14 protein-coding genes are annotated in these 16,638 nt (G+C 70.9%); 5 read left to right on the top strand and 9 right to left on the bottom strand.

Annotated elements, in window-relative coordinates; all coding sequences use genetic code 11:
* Nucleotides 1-132 precede the first annotated feature (132 nt).
* The 3 genes from HWX62_RS23590 to mdlC are packed head-to-tail and all read right to left on the bottom strand — an operon-like array spanning nt 133 to nt 4,180.
* Nucleotides 133-1,077: a 2-dehydropantoate 2-reductase gene (locus tag HWX62_RS23590; protein WP_175927684.1), complete on the bottom strand. Its 945-nt coding sequence runs from the start codon at nt 1,075-1,077 to the stop codon at nt 133-135.
* A 14-nt stretch (nt 1,078-1,091) separates the two neighbouring features.
* Nucleotides 1,092-2,543 carry an aldehyde dehydrogenase gene (locus HWX62_RS23585; RefSeq protein ID WP_175927685.1) on the bottom strand — a complete coding sequence of 484 codons (1,452 nt, stop codon included), beginning with the start codon at nt 2,541-2,543 and terminating at the stop codon, nt 1,092-1,094.
* Between the two features lie 29 nt (nt 2,544-2,572).
* On the bottom strand, nt 2,573-4,180 hold the full coding sequence (gene mdlC / locus HWX62_RS23580; protein ID WP_175927686.1) for a benzoylformate decarboxylase: 1,608 nt from the start codon (nt 4,178-4,180) through the stop codon (nt 2,573-2,575).
* Between the two features lie 99 nt (nt 4,181-4,279).
* On the opposite strand from mdlC, the gene HWX62_RS23575 reads away from it, so the two are divergent.
* The 4 genes from HWX62_RS23575 to HWX62_RS23560 all read left to right on the top strand — a co-directional run bounded on the left by HWX62_RS23575 (nt 4,280) and on the right by HWX62_RS23560 (nt 9,420).
* Nucleotides 4,280-5,191, top strand: a complete 912-nt coding sequence (locus HWX62_RS23575; RefSeq protein WP_175927687.1) for a LysR family transcriptional regulator — start codon at nt 4,280-4,282, stop codon at nt 5,189-5,191.
* Between the two features lie 171 nt (nt 5,192-5,362).
* The gene (gene dalD / locus HWX62_RS23570; protein WP_175927688.1) at nt 5,363-6,757 is read left to right on the top strand and encodes a D-arabinitol 4-dehydrogenase; all 1,395 of its coding nucleotides are present in this window, start codon (nt 5,363-5,365) and stop codon (nt 6,755-6,757) included.
* Between the two features lie 105 nt (nt 6,758-6,862).
* Nucleotides 6,863-8,344: a xylulokinase gene (xylB, locus tag HWX62_RS23565; RefSeq protein WP_175927689.1), complete on the top strand. Its 1,482-nt coding sequence runs from the start codon at nt 6,863-6,865 to the stop codon at nt 8,342-8,344.
* A 62-nt stretch (nt 8,345-8,406) separates the two neighbouring features.
* Nucleotides 8,407-9,420 (top strand): sugar-binding transcriptional regulator, encoded by a 1,014-nt coding sequence (locus HWX62_RS23560; RefSeq protein WP_175928161.1) that lies wholly within the window; start codon nt 8,407-8,409, stop codon nt 9,418-9,420.
* A gap of 24 nt (nt 9,421-9,444) precedes the next feature.
* Here the strand turns inward: HWX62_RS23560 and HWX62_RS23555 are convergent, their stop codons facing one another.
* A complete protein-coding gene (locus HWX62_RS23555; protein ID WP_175927690.1) occupies nt 9,445-10,668 on the bottom strand; it encodes an MFS transporter in 1,224 nt (407 codons plus the stop codon).
* Nucleotides 10,665-11,861 carry a serine hydrolase domain-containing protein gene (locus tag HWX62_RS23550; protein WP_175927691.1) on the bottom strand — a complete coding sequence of 399 codons (1,197 nt, stop codon included), beginning with the start codon at nt 11,859-11,861 and terminating at the stop codon, nt 10,665-10,667. Before HWX62_RS23550 ends, HWX62_RS23555 begins: the two co-directional genes overlap by 4 nt.
* A 113-nt stretch (nt 11,862-11,974) precedes the next feature.
* Between HWX62_RS23550 and HWX62_RS23545 the strand changes: the two genes are divergently transcribed.
* Nucleotides 11,975-12,859, top strand: a complete 885-nt coding sequence (locus HWX62_RS23545) for a LysR family transcriptional regulator (protein ID WP_175927692.1) — start codon at nt 11,975-11,977, stop codon at nt 12,857-12,859.
* A gap of 14 nt (nt 12,860-12,873) precedes the next feature.
* Here the strand turns inward: HWX62_RS23545 and ugpC are convergent, their stop codons facing one another.
* From ugpC to HWX62_RS23525, 4 genes are all read right to left on the bottom strand, one after another.
* On the bottom strand, nt 12,874-13,983 hold the full coding sequence (gene ugpC, locus HWX62_RS23540; RefSeq protein ID WP_175927693.1) for a sn-glycerol-3-phosphate ABC transporter ATP-binding protein UgpC: 1,110 nt from the start codon (nt 13,981-13,983) through the stop codon (nt 12,874-12,876).
* An 84-nt stretch (nt 13,984-14,067) separates the two neighbouring features.
* Nucleotides 14,068-14,778 (bottom strand): HAD family phosphatase, encoded by a 711-nt coding sequence (locus HWX62_RS23535; RefSeq protein ID WP_175927694.1) that lies wholly within the window; start codon nt 14,776-14,778, stop codon nt 14,068-14,070.
* Nucleotides 14,775-15,626, bottom strand: a complete 852-nt coding sequence (locus HWX62_RS23530; RefSeq protein WP_175927695.1) for a carbohydrate ABC transporter permease — start codon at nt 15,624-15,626, stop codon at nt 14,775-14,777. The genes HWX62_RS23535 and HWX62_RS23530 overlap by 4 nt, the downstream gene beginning before the upstream one ends.
* Nucleotides 15,623-16,576: a sugar ABC transporter permease gene (locus HWX62_RS23525; RefSeq protein ID WP_011546081.1), complete on the bottom strand. Its 954-nt coding sequence runs from the start codon at nt 16,574-16,576 to the stop codon at nt 15,623-15,625. Before HWX62_RS23525 ends, HWX62_RS23530 begins: the two co-directional genes overlap by 4 nt.
* Between the last annotated feature and the right edge of the window lie 62 nt (nt 16,577-16,638).

Below are 16,638 nucleotides of genomic sequence, written 5' to 3'. Positions count from 1 at the left end.
CGTGCTGTGCAGTCGGCCGGCGCCCTGCATCGGCGTCGGCCTCCTGTCCCATCCTTCACGATCCGGCGCCATCGCGTCGCTCGCGCGGCACCCGTATCGTCATGCGGCGCCAGCCGGCCGCCGGCCAGCTGCTTAGTTCGCCCGTGCGTCGATCAACCGGACCAGCGCGAGCAGCGTCTCGGCATGCGGCACCGCGACGCCCGCTTCGCGCGCGGCCGCGACGACCTTGCCGCCGATCGCGTCGATCTCGGTGCGACGGCCCGCGAGCACGTCCTGCAGCATCGACGGACGGTGCCCGCGATGGTCGCGGATCGCATGCTCGACGTTGCGCGCGATGCGCTCGCCGTCGACCGCAATGCCCTTCGCGCGTGCAACGGCGGCCGTCTCGGCCGCGATCGCGAGCGCGAGCCGCGGCCCGTCGTGATGATGGCCGAGCTGGTCGACGGTGCAGCCCGTCGCCGCGCACACCGTGTTGAGCGCCGCGTTGAACGCGACCTTCTCCCAGATCGCGGCCCACACGTCGACGTCGAGCGTGCACGCGAGCCCCGCGCGCGACAGCGCGTCGGCCACGGCCGCCGCGAACGGGCGGGCCGCGCCGTCGGCCGTCATCATGCGGATCGTGCCGGCGCCGTGCGAGCGCACGTGCGCAGGCCCGGCCGCGTCGGCCGGCCACGTCGTCACGCCGACCAGGATGCGCTCGAGCGGCACGAACGCATTCAGCGTCTCGACGTTGCCGAGCCCGTTCTGCAGCGTCAGCACGAACGTGTCCGGCGTCAGCAGCGCACGCACGCCGTCGAGCGCCGTGCGCGTGTGCAGCGATTTCGTGAAAACGATCAGGAGATCGAACGGCGTGTCGGGCGTTGCGGCCGCTTGCGCGTTCGCGGCTTCCGGCCGCATGGCGTGCAGCGTGCGAATGCGCCGTTCGCCGCGGTCGTCGTCGATGCGCAGCCCGTCGCGGCGGATCGCATCGAGATGCGCATCGTTGACGTCGATCAGCGTGACGGCTTCGCCGCTTTCGGCGAGCCGCCCGCCGAACAGCGAGCCCATCGCGCCCGCGCCCAGAATCGCGATTCTCATCGTCGGCGGCCTCGTCAGAACGGATAGTGGCGCGGCGCCGTCTGCACGGTGATCCAGCGCAGATCGGTGAACGCGGCGATGCCGGCGTTGCCGCCGAAGTGGCCGAAGCCGCTGTCCTTCACGCCGCCGAACGGCATCTGCGCCTCGTCGTGCACGGTAGGCCCGTTCACGTGACAGATGCCCGATTCGATACGCGCCGCGACGCGCAAGGCCCGCGCGACGTCGCGACTGAACACGGCCGACGCCAGCCCGAATGCGTTGTCGTTCGCGCAGCGGATCGCGGCTTCCTCGCCGTCGACGCGCACGATGCCCTTCACCGGGCCGAACGATTCTTCCGCGTAGATGCGCATTGCCGGCGTCACGTGGTCGAGCAGCGTCGCGGGAAACAACGTGCTGTCGGCGCGGCCGCCGCACAGCAGCGTCGCGCCGTGCGCGAGCGCATCGTCGATCAGCGCGTTGCAGCGCTCGACGGCCTTCATGTCGATCAGCGAGCCGAGCACGACGGGCCCGTTGCGCGGGTCGCCGAGCGGCAGCGACGCGGCCTTGTCGGCGAGCTTCGCGACGAATGCATCGGCGATCGATGCGTCGACGACGATGCGCTCGGTCGACATGCAGATCTGCCCGGAATTGGCGAATGCGCCGAACGCGGCTGCGGCGACCGCCGCGTCGAGATCGGCATCGTCGAGCACGACGAACGGCGCCTTGCCGCCGAGTTCCAGCACCGACGGCTTCAGGTGACGCGCGCACGCTTCGGCGACGATCCGCCCGACCCGCGTCGAGCCGGTGAAATTCACGCGGCGCACGGCCGGATGCGCGATCAGGGCATCGACGACGGCGCCCGCATCGTCGGGCGCGTTCGTCACGAAGTTGACGACGCCCGGCGGCAGTCCGGCCTCCTGCAACGCCTCGACGATCAGCCCGTGCGTGACGGGACACAGCTCCGAGCCCTTCAGCACGACCGTGTTGCCGCATGCGAGCGGCAGCGCGAGCGCGCGCGTCGCGAGGATCACCGGCGCATTCCACGGCGCGATGCCGAGCACGACGCCGGCCGGCTGCCGCACGCCCATCGCGAGCGAACCCGGCACGTCGGACGGAATCAGCTCGCCGCCGACCTGCGTGGTGAGCGACGCGGCCTCGACGAGCCCGCTCGCGGCAAGCTGCACGTTGAAGCCGGCCCACAGCGCGGACGCGCCCGTCTCGGCCGCCATCGCGGCGACGAACGGGTCGCGCTTCGCTTCGAGCGCGGCAGCGGCCTTGAGCAGCAGCGCCCGGCGCGCGCCGGGGCCGAGCGCGGCCCAGTCGGGAAACGCGCGGGCCGCGGCATCGGCCGCCGCGCGTGCATCGTCGACGGTGCACGCGGGCGCTTCCGACGCGACTTCTCCGTCGAGCGGGTTGCGGCGCACGAAGGTCGCGCCGCTGGACGCGTGGCGGCGTTCGCCGCCGATCAGCATCGCTACGGTTTGCATGGCATCTCCGGAAAGACGCGCACGGCGCGTCAAGCAATCTCGATTTCGACGACGACCGGCGTCGCGGCACGCAGCGCGTCGGTCAGCGTATCGCGCAGCTTCGCCGCTTCGGTGACCCGCACGCCGCGACAACCCATCCCTTGCGCGAGCGCGACGAAATCCAGGTCGGGCAGATCGGTGCCCTGCACCGGGTCGCCGGGGCCGAAGCCGAACACGGGCGCGAAATCCTGCAGCGCCGCATAACGCCGGTTGTTCAGGATCACGAACGTGATCGGCAGCTTCAGCTGCGCCGCGCTCCACAGCGCCTGGATCGAATACAGGCTGGAGCCGTCGCCGATCAGCCCGATCACGCGCCGGCCCGGCTGCGCGAGCGCGACGCCGACGGCGGCCGGCATCCCGTAGCCGAGCCCGCCGCTGTCCATCGTGTAGAACGTGCCGCTGCGCGTGAACGGCAGATGTTCCTGCATCACGGGCCGCGCGCTCGGCGCCTCCTCGACGACGATGTCGTGCGCGTCGCGCACGTCGGCGAGCGTCTGCAGCGCGAACGCTGCCGACATGCGCTCGCCGGCCGCAGGCGCGGCGGCGCGCACCCGCGGCGCGCGCGGTGCGGGCATCGGCCGCTCGGGCGGCGCGGGCCGCGCCAGCAGCTCGCGCGCGGCGAGCCGCAAGTTGCCGACGACCGCATCGCCCGACGGCGTCCACGCGGCGACGCCCGGATCGTCGACGAGCTGCACGAGCGTCGCGCCCGGCGGCACGTGCGGGCCGAAGCCCTCGACGTGGTAGGTGAACGCGGGCGCGCCGAACGCGAACACGAGATCGTGCCCGTCGAGCCGCGCGACGATCTTCTCGCGGATCGCGGGCAGGAAGCCGGCGAACAGCGGATGGTCCTCGGGAAAACTGCAGCGCCCCGACATCGGCGCGACGTACACGCGCGCACGGTGCCGTTCGGCGAGGCGCACGACGTCGTCCCACGCGCCCGCGCGATCGACGGCCGCGCCGACCACGAACGCCGGCCGGCGCGCGGCGTCGAGCGCGTCGCCGAGCCGCGCGAGCGCGTCGGGATCGGGCCGCACGATGCTGCTCACGTCACGGCGCGGCAGCCATTCGGCCGGCTGGTCCCAGTCGTCGACCGGGATCGACACGAACACGGGGCCGCGCGGCTCCTGCATCGCGATCCGGTACGCCCGCGCGATCGCGGCCGGCACGTCCTGCGCGCGCGCCGGCTCGATGCTCCACTTCACGTACGGCTTCGGCAGCTCGGCGGCCTGGGTCGCGCCGAGGAACGGATCGAACGGCAGGATCGCGCGCGCCTGCTGGCCCGCGGTGACGATCAGCGGCGTGCGGTTCTTGAATGCGGTAAACAGATTGCCCATCGCGTTGCCGACGCCGGCCGCCGAATGCAGGTTGACGACCGCCGCATTGCCGGCGGCCTGCGCATGACCGTCGGCCATCCCGACCACGACGGCCTCGTGCAGGCCGAGCACATAGCGGAAATCGTCGGGGAAGTCGCGGAACATCGGCAGCTCGGTCGAGCCGGGATTGCCGAACACGCGGTCGATGCCGAACTGGCGGAGCAGGTCGATGACCGCATCGCGAACGCTGACCGGTGCGGCGGAATGGGACGGGGTGCCGGACATGCTCGGGCGTCTCCTCGATGGCTTGGCGGTTTCCACAGTATCGAAGCGCAAGCCATTCTCGGATACTGTATTTTCTGCGAAAAGCCATTACGTTCCGGCATGACTTTCGATCTCCGACAATTGCGCGCGTTCACGACGATCGTCGCGTGCGGCAGCCTCGGCCGCGCGGCCGACGCGTTGCACGTCACGCAGCCGGCGCTGAGCCGGATCCTGAAACGGCTCGAGGACCAGGTCGGCGCGCCGCTGTTCGAACGCCACTCGAAGGGCGTGCAGCTCACCGCGTTCGGCGAGGCGTTGCTGCCCCACGCGACACTGCTGCAGCACGAGGCCGAGCATGCGCGCGAGGAACTGGACGCGATGCGCGGGCTCGCGAAGGGCACGATCAAGGTCGGCACGGTGGGCAGCATCGCGAGCCTCGTGCTGCCGGTCGCGGTCGGCCGCGTGCTCGACCGCTGGCCGAACCTGCGCGTCGACATCATCGAAGGCGTGTGGGACCGGCTCGCGCAAGGGCTGGTCAAGCACGAGATCGACCTCGCACTGTCCGCGCACGCGCCCGATACCGACGAGATCGTCGCGATTCCCGAGTGCCGCTGGGAGGATCGCAGCCATATCGTTGCGGCGCCGCACCATCCGCTGCGCGCGCTCGGCCGCGCGCCGACGCTCGCCGATACGCTGCACGCGCGCTGGGCGCTTCCGCCGCGCGGTACCGCGCCGTTCGACCACATGCGCGCGACCTTCGACGCGCACGGGCTGCCGTTGCCCGACATCGCGGTCGAGACGCGCTCGGTCATCACGCTGAAAAGCCTGGTCGCGCACGCGGGCTTCCTCAGCTGGATGGCCGAGCCGATGGTGGGCGCCGAGCAGCGTGCCGGCACGATCGACACGCTGCCCGTGCGCGAAGTCGTCGCGGTGCGCACGCTCACCGCGTTCCGGCGCCGCCACGGGATCCTGCCGGGGCCGGCCGGGAAGCTGCTCGACGAACTCGTCGCGCTCACGCGCGAAGGGCGCTGACACTTTTTTCCGCCGGCGCCGCCGCGTCCGCCCTGCCCCGAATGCCGCCGCAGCGCACCATCGAAATGCCGCGCCTCCGCCTTGACTTTCGTTCGCCCGAATACGATCATTCGCTCACACAAAGAGCAAATGATCGTATTCGACAGAACAGGCAGGAACAGGAGACACCTGATGACCGAATCGCCCGCCGCCCGCGCGCCCGTGCTGCTGCACATCGGCGCGGGCTCGTTTCACCGCGCGCACCAGGCGTGGTATCTGCATCGCGTGAACGCGGCCGTGCCGGTCGGCGAACGCTGGTCGCTGACGGTCGGCAACATCCGCGACGACATGCGCGCGACGATGGACGCGCTCGCCGCGCAGCACGGCGCGTACACGCTCGAGACCGTCACGCCGCAAGGCGAGCGCGCCTACGAGACGATCCGGGCGATCACGCGCGTGCTGCCGTGGTCGATCGACCTCGCCGCGCTGATCGACGCCGGCGCCGATCCGGCCTGCCGGATCGTGTCGTTTACCGTCACCGAAGGCGGCTACTACCTCGACGAACACAACCGGCTCGACGTCGCGAACGCCGATCTCGCGGCCGACCTGCAGGGCGCGCGCACGACGCTGTACGGCGCGCTCGCAGCGCTGCTCGCCGAACGCGTGAAGCGCTGCGCGGGCCCGCTCACGCTGCAAAGCTGCGACAACCTGCGCAACAACGGCGCACGCTTTCGCGCGGGCATGCGCGAATTCCTCGAGCGGCGCGGCGAAGGCGGCCTGCTCGCGTGGTTCGATGCGCACGTCGCGACGCCCAGCGCGATGGTCGACCGCATCACGCCGCGCCCGACCGCCGACGTGCGCGAACGCGTACGTGCGGCCACCGGCGTCGACGACGCGTGCCCGGTGATGGGCGAATCGTTCATCCAGTGGGTGATCGAGGACCGCTTCGCGGCCGGCCGGCCGCGCTGGGAGCTGGCCGGCGCCGAGCTCGTCGACGACGTGCATCCGTACGAGGAAGCGAAGATCCGCATCCTCAACGCGACGCACAGCTGCATCGCGTGGGCCGGCACGCTCGCGGGCCATACGTATATCCACGAAGGCACGCACGACGCGGCGATCCGCCGCTTCGCGCACGACTACGTGACGCAGGACGTGATCCCGTGCCTCACGCCGAGCCCGCTCGATCTCGCGCGCTACCGCGACGTCGTGCTGGAGCGCTTCGGCAACCCGTACGTGCTCGACACGAACCAGCGCGTCGCGGCCGACGGTTTCTCGAAGATTCCCGGCTTCATCGCGCCGACGCTCGTCGAATCGTTCGCGCGCGGCGCGGCGCCCGTCGCCACCGCCGTGCTGCCCGCGCTGTTCCTGCGCTTTCTCGAACGCTGGGCGCGCGGCACGCTGCCGTATGCGTACCAGGACGGCGTAATGGACGACGGCAGCGCCCGCGCGATCGTCGGGGCCGACGATCCGGCGGTCGCACTGTGCGCCAACCGCGCGCTGTGGGGCTCGCTCGCCGGCAACGCGGCGCTGCTCGACGCGCTGCGCGCCGGGCTCGCACGCGTCGATGCATGGCTCGCCGCGCGCTGACGGCGCGCGCGCCGGCCCCCGGCCGCGCAGTCGGGTGAACCCGCTTGGCACAGGCCGCGCGGCACGGCTACAGTAGCGGCTCCTCTCTGACCGAACGGATCGTTCATGTATCTCGGCATCGACCTCGGCACCTCGGAAGTGAAGGTGCTGCTGCTGGCCCAGGACGGCACGGTGGTCGGCACCGCGGGCTCGCCGTTCAGCGTGTCCCGCCCGCATCCGCGCTGGGCCGAACAGCACCCGGACGACTGGTGGCAAGGCACGCTCGCCGCGCTCGCGGCGCTGCGCGAACGGCACCGCGACGCGTTCGCGCAGGTGCACGGCATCGGCCTGTCGGGCCAGATGCACGGCGCGGTGCTGCTCGGCCGCGACGACCGCGTGCTGCGCCCCGCGATCCTGTGGAACGACATGCGCAGCGCCGACGAATGCGCGCTGCTCACCGAACGCGCACCCGATCTCCACGCACTGGCCGGCAACCTCGCGATGCCCGGCTTCACCGCGCCGAAACTGCTGTGGGTCGCGAAGCACGAGCCCGACGTGTTCGCGGCGACCGCGTGCGTGCTGATGCCGAAGGACTACCTGCGATTCCGGCTGACCGGCGCGAAAGTTTCCGACCCGTCGGACGCGGCCGGCACGCTGTGGCTCGACGTCGCGCGCCGCGACTGGTCCGATGCGCTGCTCGGCGCGTGCGGGATGACGCGCGAGCAGATGCCGCGCATCGTCGAGGGCAACGCGCCGTCCGGCACGCTGCGCGCGGACGTCGCACGCACGCTCGGGCTGTCGGAAGCCGTCCCGGTCGCGGGCGGCGGCGGCGACAATGCGACGAGCGCGCTCGGCATCGGCGCGATCCACGCGGGCGACGGCTTCGTGTCGCTCGGCACGTCGGGCGTGCTGAGCGTGGTCGGCGACCGCTTCATGCCGAATCCCGCGTCGGCCGTGCATGCGTTCTGCCATGCGATTCCCGATCGCTGGCAACTGATGAGCGTCGTGCTGTCGGCCGCGAGCTGCCTGCGCTGGGTCTGCAAGCTGACCGGCACCGACGAACCCGCGCTGCTCGCCGAAGTCGAGGCGCTCGACGCCGACGCGGTCGCGACGGCGCCGCTGTTCCTGCCTTACCTCTCGGGCGAGCGCACGCCGCACAACGATCCGTATGCACAGGGCGCATTCTTCGGGATGACGCATGCCACGGAGCGCGCGCATCTCGGTTACGCGGTGCTCGAAGGCGTGACGCTCGGCCTCGCCGACGGCCTCGACGCGCTGCATGCGGCCGGCGTCGAGACCGACCAGTTGTCGCTGATCGGCGGCGGGGCGCGCAGCGCGTTCTGGGCCCAGCTGATCGCCGATGCGCTGAACGTGCGCACACGTCAGCACGGCGGCGGCGAAACGGGCGCGGCGCTCGGCGCGGCGCGGCTCGGCTGGCTGGCCGTCGGCGGCGATCCGCACACCGTGCTGACCAAGCCGCCGGTGCGCGCCGAATATGCGCCGGACGCCGCCCGCCATGCGCGGCTGCGCGAACGCCTCGATGCGTTCCGCACGCTCTACCGTCACGTGAGGCCGCTGTACGAGCCGTCGCGCGCACGGCTCGCGTAGACCCGCGCCCGCGCGGCCGGCCGCCGGCCGTGCGCGCGACATGCGGTACAGTGGATGCCGTCGTGCGGCCCGCCGGCCGGCCCGCGGGGCGGCCCCCAGATCCGAACCGAATCGCTATCGTGTCCAAGTCCTCAGAAAAACTCGATCTCGCCACGCGCGCCGCGTGGCTCTATTACGTCGCGGGCGACACGCAGAACGAAATCGCCGAAAAGCTGCAGGTGTCGCGCCCCGTCGCGCAGCGCCTCGTCGCGTTCGCGGTCGAGAAGAACCTGATCCGCGTGCGCGTCGATCATCGGCTCGCCGACTGTCTCGATCTCGGCGCGCAACTGTCGAAACGCTACGGCCTCGCGATGTGCGAAGTCGTGCCGGTCGACGCCGATGCGCCCGACGCGATCGATCGCAAGCTCGCGGTCGCCGGCGCGCAGGTGATGGAGCGCTACCTGAACGAAACGCGCCCGATGGTGATCGCGGTCAGCAGCGGCCGGACGCTGAAGGCCGCGGTCGCGCAGATCGCGCAGATCGATCGCCCGCAGCACCGGCTCGTGTCGATGGTCGGCGCGATCGCGGCCGACGGTTCGTCGAACCGCTACGACGTCGCGCAGTACATCTCCGAGAAAACCGGCAGCAAGCATTTCCTGCTGCCCGCGCCGCTGTTCGCCGACAGCGACGCCGAACGCGCGCAGTGGTGCAACCACCGGCTGTACCGGATCGTCGAGGCGCTGTCGGGCGAGGCCGACGTCGCGTTCGTCGGGATCGGCAACATCGGCCCGCACTGCCCGCTCTACGAGGACGGCTTCATCACCGAACAGGAGCGCGACGAGATGACCGCGCTCGGCGCGGTGGCCGAACTGCTCGGCGTGCCGATCGACGCGCAGGGCACGCAGATCACCGTGTCGACGAGCGCGCGCGTGACGAGCGTCGCGCTCGCCACGCCGCCGAAGCGGCCGACGATCGCGTTCGCCGGCGGCCCGAAGAAACACGACGCGGTGATTGCCGCGCTGCGCGGCGGCTGGCTGTCGGGGCTCGTCACCGACGAGACCTGCGCACGCGCCGCGCTCGCCGCGAAGGCGGCCTGACGCCGCCGTCGCGCACGCTACGGCTCAGGCCGCGCGCGGCGCCGGAAACGCATGGCGGCGGGCGCGCCACGCGCCGGCCCACGCTGCCGCCAGCAGCACGACGAGCACCCACGGAATCGCGCCGGCGCCCGTCGCGTCGAGCAGCATCCCGCCCGCGATGCCGCCGCCGGCGATCGCGAGATTCCACACCGTGACGAGCATCGACTGCGCGACGTCGGCCGATTCCCCCGCCGCGTTCGCGGCGGCGGTCTGGAACAGCGTCGGCGCACCGCCGAACGCGAGCCCCCACAACACGACACCCGCATAGACGATCGCCATCCCCGCCCCGGCGCCGAGCATCGCCGCCGCCAGCGCGAACAGCGCGATGCTCGCGAGCGTCAGGCGGCGCTGCGCGGCGCCGATCCATGCCCCCGTCAGCGCGATGCCGACGAGCGACGCGACGCCGAACACGAACAGCACCACGTCGACCTGCGCGCCCATCCGCACGCCCGCGAGGAACGGCGCGACGTACGTGTACAGCATGTTGTGCGCGAGCACGTACGCGAACATCACCGTCAGCACCGGCCGCACGCCGGGCAGCGCCATCACGCCGAGCACGGGCTCGCGCGCGCCGGCCGGCTGGCCCGGATAGTCGGGCATGCGCAGCCGGATCCAGCCGATCAGCGCCAGCGCCGCGGCCGAAATACCGGCGAACGCGATGCGCCAGCCGAGCATCGCGCCGAGCGCGGTGCCGGCCGGAATGCCGATCGACATCGCCGCCGGGATGCCGAGCATCGCGACCGCGATCGCGCGGCCGCGCAGCGAAGGGTCGACCATCCGGCTCGCATAGCCGGCCAGCAGCGCCCACAGCAGCCCGGCCGCCATCCCGGCGACGAAGCGCGCGGCCAGCGTGAGCGCGTAGTACGGCGACACGGCCGTCACCGCATTCGACACGACGAAGCCGGCCAGCGCCGCGATCAGCAGGCGGCGCCGGCGCATCGCACGCGTCGCGGCGACGAGCGGAATCGCCGCGACGATCGAGCCGAGCGCGTAGACGGTCACCAGTTGGCCGATCAGCGCCTCGGTCACGCGCAGGTCGGCGCTCATCAGCGGCAGCAGGCCGGCCGGCAGCGCTTCGGTAAGGACCGTGATGAAACCGGCGGTGGCAAGCGCGAGCAGGTTCGCGACGGGCAGGCGCGCACTGGCCGGCGCGGACGGATCTGCCGCACGATCGATCGCGCGGCCGGAAACGGATACGCACTCGCTCATCGCGCGCTCCGATCGTCGACGCCGTACACCGCATCGCGCACGTCGGTGACGATCCGCCCGTGCATCCCTTCGTACAGCGTATTGGTCAGTGCCACCACCGTCAGCCCCGCCGCGCGGTCGACGAACCACGCATGCCCGTACGCGCCGCCCCAGCGCCACGTGCCGACCGATTCCGGCGATTGCGCGGCCGCCGGGTCATGCAGCACGGAAAAGCCGAGCCCGAAGCCGAACCCCGGCGCATCCGGCAGGTCGTGCGCGCCGGGCTGCACGCGCGACATCTCGTCGATCCAGCGGCGGGCGAGCCAGCCGTCCCGCCCGGTGCGCAACGTATCGAGCAGCGTCATGCAATCGCCCGCCGTACCGATCATCCCTGCGCCGCCCGACGGCCACGCGGCCGCGTCGAACGCGCGCGCCGGTGCGAAGCGGATGCCGACCGTGCCCTCGTACACCGGCACGAGATCGTCGTCGGTCATCCGGCGCGGCACGTCGGGCGTACTGACGTAAGGCGTCGCCACGCGCGCCGCGTCGTGCGTGAAAAATGCCGTGTCGGCCATCCCGAGCGGCGTCGTCACGAGCGCGGCCACGGCATCGGCGAGCGGCCGGCCGTCGACCGCCTCGATCAGCGCGCCGACCACGTCGGTCGCGAGCGAGTAGTCCCACGACGTGCCGGGCGCGAACCGCAGCGGCACGCTGGCGATGCGCCGGACGTTCTCCGCCAGCGACAGGCCCGCGCGGTCCATCCCGTCGGACACGCCGGCGCGCGCATACGGGCCGTCGCCATCGGCTTCGAGGAAGCGGTAGCCGAGCCCGGCCGTATGCGACAGCAGATGCCGCAGCGTGATGTCGGCCGGCGTGCCGTCCGGCAGCGTCGGCTCGAACGCCGGCAGCCGGCGCGCGACCGGCTCGTCGAGCGCGATGCGGCCGGCCTCGACGAGTCGCATCGCGGCGGCCGTCACGATCGGCTTCGACATCGACGCAAGCCGGAACAGCGTGTCCTCCCGCATCGGCGTGCCGCGTTCGCGATCGGCGAGACCGGCCGCGCGCGCATAGCGCGGTTCGCCATCGCGGGCAACCAGCACGACCGCGCCGACCACGCGCGCATCGGCCAGCGCGCGGTCGAGAGCGGCATCGAGCCGGCCGCGCAGTGCGGCGTCGGGATCGGCTCGCGTGACGGAGACAGGCAGGGATGACATGGCGTGACCTCGAACAGTGAAGGAACGCCCATCGTAGGGAGCCTGCGCAAGGAGAAAAACCGGGTTAGAGTTCCGGACACTCCGGACATCGATGTCCGCAATCGGGGCCCAGCATGGAAAATCTTGGCGGTTTCGTCGTGTTCGTCCAGGTCGCGGAAACGCGCAGCTTCGTCGCGGCCGGCCGCGCGCTCGGGCTGTCGGCGTCGGCGATCGGCAAGCGCATCGCGCGGCTCGAGGCGCGCCTGAACGTGCGGCTCTTTCACCGCAGCACGCGCAGCATCACGCTGACGGCCGAAGGCGCGCGCTTTCTCGAACGGTGCCGGCGCGTGATCGCCGAGATCGACGCGGCCGAACGGGAACTGACGCACAGTGCCGAAGCGCCGCGCGGACGCCTGCGCGTGAGCCTGCCGACGATCGGCACGCTGCTGCTGCCGGTGCTCGCCGATTTCATGGCTGCGTATCCGGAAATCGAGCTCGACATCGATTTCAGCGACCGGCTCGTCGATGTCGTCGATGAAGGCTTCGACGTGGTGCTGCGCACCGGCCAGCCGTCCGATTCGCGGCTGTCGTCGCGGCTGCTCGGGCATTTCCGCCAGCACCTCGTCGCGTCGCCCGCGTATCTCGAGCGGCACGGCACGCCGCGCACGCCGGCCGATCTCGCGCGGCACCGCTGCCTGCACTACCGCTTCCCGAGCAGCGGCAGGCTCGAGATCTGGCCGCTGCGCGCGCCGCGCACCGGCACGCCGCCGGAGGTCCCCGTCTCGATGGTCAGCAACAACGCCGAGACGCGCCTGTGCTTCTCGCTGCGCGGGCTCGGCATCGCATGCCTGCCCGAGTTCTTCGTGCGCGACGCGCTCGACGAAGGCAGGCTGTGCACGGTGCTCGACGACCATGTCGCGAGCCGCACGCCGTTCTACGTGCTGTGGCCGTCCGGCCGCCATCCGATGCCCAAGCTACGCGCATTCGTCGACTACATGGCCGAGCATTTGCGGCTGTAGCCGGCGCGCAGCCGTCACGCGGCTTTCGCGTGCACGCCGAGCCGCCGGAACGCCTGCCCGTGCTCGTCGAACAGGTGACAGTGCTCGGGCTGCGCATGCACGCGCAGCGCCTCGCCGGTGCGGTACGTGTCGAGCGGCGGAATCCGCGCGATCAGCCCGTCCGGCGCGACGGCCGACTCCGCATACAGATACGCGGCGTCGCCGAGCGACTCGACGGCCATCGTCCGCGCGGCGACGCCCGCGGACGCCGCATCGACCAGCAGATGCTCGGGCCGCACGCCGACGGTCACCGCGGCGCCGCGTTGCAGCCCCGCCGCGTCCACCGCCACGCGCTGCGTCTCGCCGCTGTCGAAGCGCACGAGCACGCCGCCCGCATCGGCCGACTCGACCGTGCCCTTCAGGAAGTTCATCTTCGGCGAGCCGATGAAGCCCGCGACGAACTGGTTCGCCGGCGCGTGATACAGCGCGTTCGGCGTGCCGACCTGCTGCACCGCGCCGCCCGACAGCACGACGATCTTGTCGGCGAGCGTCATCGCCTCGACCTGGTCGTGCGTCACGTAGATCATCGTCGTCTTCAGCTCGTCGTGCAGCCGCGCGAATTCCAGCCGCATCTTCACGCGCAGCGCGGCGTCGAGGTTCGACAGCGGTTCGTCGAACAGGAACACCTTCGGCTTGCGCGTGATCGCGCGGCCGATCGCGACGCGCTGCCGCTGGCCGCCCGACAGCTGCTTCGGCTTGCGGTCGAGCAGGTGATCGATGTGCAGGATCTTCGCGGCCTGCTTCACGGCCTGGTCGATCTCGGGCTTCTTCGCGCCCGCGAGCTTCAGGCCGAATGCCATGTTGTCGTACAGCGTCATGTGCGGGTACAGCGCATACGACTGGAACACCATCGCGATGCCGCGCTTCGCGCTCGGCACGTCGTTGACCTTCGCGCCGTCGATCAGCAGGTCGCCGCTCGAGATGTCCTCCAGCCCGGCGATCATCCGCATCAGCGTGGATTTGCCGCAGCCGCTCGGGCCGACGAACACGACGAATTCGCCGTCGGCGATGTCGAGGTTCACGTTGCGCAGCACTTCGGTATCGTCGTAGCGCTTCGCGATGTTGCGCAGGAGCACGCTTGCCATGATCTGTCTCCGTTCGTTCGTGATGCGCCGCGCTGAAAGCGGCGCGCATTCGTTCCTGGTTCGTTGCCGGTTCGTTGCTGATTGCTAGCCCGGCAGTACCGCGCCCGTCGCCTGCCAACGCGCGACGTAGCCGGGCAGCTCGTGCATGTCGTCGAATACGTGGCGCGCGCCGATGCCGCGCAACGCATCGATCTGCGCCGCCGATGCGTGCCCGCCGCCGACGAAGCCGAGCACGGTCATGCCGGCCGCCGCCGCCGCGGTGATGCCGGTCACGCTGTCCTCGACGACGAGGCATTGCGCGGGCACCGCGCCGAGCGCGCGCGCGGCCGCGAGATACACGTCGGGCGCCGGCTTCGGCCGCGCGACCGAATCCGCGCAGAACAGCCGGTCGCCGAAGAAGCGCGCGAGGCCGGTGCGCGCGAGCGCCGCTTCGACGTACGCGCGGTAGCTGTTGCTCGCGCAGGCCGTCGTCAGGTCGATCGCGGCCAGCGCCGCGTCGATGCCTTCGACCATCGGCGCATTCACGGCCGCCGCCTCGACCGCGCGGCGGATCGCGTCGACGTCGTCGGCCGACAGCGTGCGGCCGACGGCCTCGCTCGCACCGGCCAGTACGCGTTCGATGCGCAGCCCGAGCAGCGGCATCACGGCCGGCCGCGCATCGACGCCCGGCCAGCGCGCGTCGAGTTCGCGCACGATCACGTCGGCGGCGACGGCCTCGCTGTCGATCAGCACGCCGTCGCAATCGCAGATCAGCACGTTCATGCCATGACCGGTCGCGCGTTTGCCCGCACTCATTTCACCGCCCCGAACGTGAGCCCGCGCACGAGCTGCTTCTGCGACAGCCAGCCGACGATCAGGATCGGCGCGACCGCAAGCAGCGACGCGGCCGACAGCTTCGCCCAGAACAACCCTTCGGGGCTCGAGTACGACGCGATGAACACGGTCAGCGGCGCGGCGTTCGAGCTCGACAGGTTGATGCTCCAGAACGCCTCGTTCCACGACAGGATCACGAGCAGCAGCGCGGTGGACGCAAGCCCCGGCAGCGCCATCGGCATCAGCAGGTAGACGATCTCCTGCCACGTCGACGCGCCATCGATGCGCCCGGCTTCCAGGATGTCCTTCGGGATCTCGTTGAAGTACGTGAAGGTCATCCACACCGCGATCGGCAGGTTGATCAGCGTGTAGACGATCACGAGCCCCGACACCGTATCGAGCAGCCCCGCGTTCTTCCACAGCAGGTAGATCGGCACGAGCACGCCGACCGACGGCATCATCTTGGTCGACAGCATCCACAGCAGCACCTTCTGCGTGCGGCGGTTCGGGAAGAACGCCATCGCGTACGCGGCCGGCACCGCGAACAGCAGCGAGATCACCGTGACGCCGGCCGAGATCAGGATCGAATTCCACGCGAACGCGAAGTAGTTGCTGCGCGCGAACACCTCGCGGAAGCTGTCGAGCGTCGGCATGAAGAACAGCGACGACGCGTACGCCTGCTGCTCGGTCTTGAACGCGGTGATCGCCATCCAGAAGATCGGGAAGAACAGCAAGAGCGCGATCAGCCACGCAAGCGTGCCGGGCAGCGCGCGCCGCACGAGGTCGAACACGGCCGGCGTGCGCCGGCCTGCCAGAGTCAGGTCGCTCATTTTTCGTATTCCCCCTTCAGGTTGCGCGCGAGCATCCGCACGAGGAAGAACGACACGACGTTCGCGACCACGACGGCGATGATGCCGCCCGCGGATGCGAGGCCGACGTCGAACTGCTGCAGGCCGAGCGCGTAGATCAGGTACGACAGGTTGGTCGTCGCGTCGCCCGGGCCGCCGCCGGTCGTCGTGTAGATTTCCGCGAAGATCGACAGCAGGAAGATCGTCTCCATCATCACGACCACGGCGATCGCGCGCTTCAGGTGCGGCAGCGTGATGTAGAAGAACATCGCGATCGGGCCGGCGCCGTCGATGCGCGCGGCTTCCTTCTGCTCCTGGTCGAGCGACTGGATCGCGGTGAACAGGATCAGGAACGCGAACGGCAGCCACTGCCACGCGACGATGATGATCACCGCGGTCAACGGATAATCGGCGAACCAGTCGATCGGCGTCATCCCGAGCGCGCGCATCGCGTTCGCGACGAGCCCGTACACCGGATGCAGGATCATGTTCTTCCAGATCAGCGCGGAGACGGTCGGCATCACGAAGAACGGCGCGATCGCGAGCAGGCGCGCGACGCCCTGCCCGTAGAACTTGCGATCGAACAGCACGGCCATCAGCACGCCGCCGATCACGGTGATCGCGAGCACCGCGCCGATCAGCACGAGCGTGTGCCAGATCGCGGGCAGGAACGACGGATCGGTCGCGAGGAAGCGGTAGTTGTCGAAGCCGGCGAAGCCCTTCACGTCCGGGTTCAGCAGGTTGTAGCGCGAGAACGAATACCAGATCGTCATCGCGAGCGGAATCGACATCCACAGCAGCAGCACCGCGACGGACGGCGACACGAGCCAGCTCGCGCCGCCGCGCGCACGGCGCGGCGCGCCGGGCGGCGACGACGCGTCGCCGACCGACGGCGCGTGAGCGTGACTCAGGGGAAGACGCAGGTGACGCATGATCGGAGTCCCTCCGGTTGATGCGCGGGCGCGAACGGCGCGCCCGCCTGTCAGCTTCGCCG

It is taken from the genome of Burkholderia sp. BCC0506, from assembly GCF_902833145.1.
In the GTDB taxonomy this organism is placed as follows: domain Bacteria; phylum Pseudomonadota; class Gammaproteobacteria; order Burkholderiales; family Burkholderiaceae; genus Burkholderia.
This window is presented reverse-complemented; position numbering and strand designations above follow the sequence as displayed.

What these genes read in the sequence shown, in the direction of transcription:
- HWX62_RS23590 (WP_175927684.1), bottom strand. Translation starts at nt 1,077, where the DNA reads ATGAGAATCGCGATTCTGGGCGCGGGCGCGATGGGCTCGCTGTTCGGC.
- HWX62_RS23585 (WP_175927685.1), bottom strand. Translation starts at nt 2,543, where the DNA reads ATGCAAACCGTAGCGATGCTGATCGGCGGCGAACGCCGCCACGCGTCC.
- mdlC (WP_175927686.1), bottom strand. Translation starts at nt 4,180, where the DNA reads ATGTCCGGCACCCCGTCCCATTCCGCCGCACCGGTCAGCGTTCGCGAT.
- HWX62_RS23575 (WP_175927687.1), top strand. Translation starts at nt 4,280, where the DNA reads ATGACTTTCGATCTCCGACAATTGCGCGCGTTCACGACGATCGTCGCG.
- dalD (WP_175927688.1), top strand. Translation starts at nt 5,363, where the DNA reads ATGACCGAATCGCCCGCCGCCCGCGCGCCCGTGCTGCTGCACATCGGC.
- xylB (WP_175927689.1), top strand. Translation starts at nt 6,863, where the DNA reads ATGTATCTCGGCATCGACCTCGGCACCTCGGAAGTGAAGGTGCTGCTG.
- HWX62_RS23555 (WP_175927690.1), bottom strand. Translation starts at nt 10,668, where the DNA reads ATGAGCGAGTGCGTATCCGTTTCCGGCCGCGCGATCGATCGTGCGGCA.
- HWX62_RS23550 (WP_175927691.1), bottom strand. Translation starts at nt 11,861, where the DNA reads ATGTCATCCCTGCCTGTCTCCGTCACGCGAGCCGATCCCGACGCCGCA.
- HWX62_RS23545 (WP_175927692.1), top strand. Translation starts at nt 11,975, where the DNA reads ATGGAAAATCTTGGCGGTTTCGTCGTGTTCGTCCAGGTCGCGGAAACG.
- ugpC (WP_175927693.1), bottom strand. Translation starts at nt 13,983, where the DNA reads ATGGCAAGCGTGCTCCTGCGCAACATCGCGAAGCGCTACGACGATACC.
- HWX62_RS23535 (WP_175927694.1), bottom strand. Translation starts at nt 14,778, where the DNA reads ATGAGTGCGGGCAAACGCGCGACCGGTCATGGCATGAACGTGCTGATC.
- HWX62_RS23530 (WP_175927695.1), bottom strand. Translation starts at nt 15,626, where the DNA reads ATGAGCGACCTGACTCTGGCAGGCCGGCGCACGCCGGCCGTGTTCGAC.
- HWX62_RS23525 (WP_011546081.1), bottom strand. Translation starts at nt 16,576, where the DNA reads ATGCGTCACCTGCGTCTTCCCCTGAGTCACGCTCACGCGCCGTCGGTC.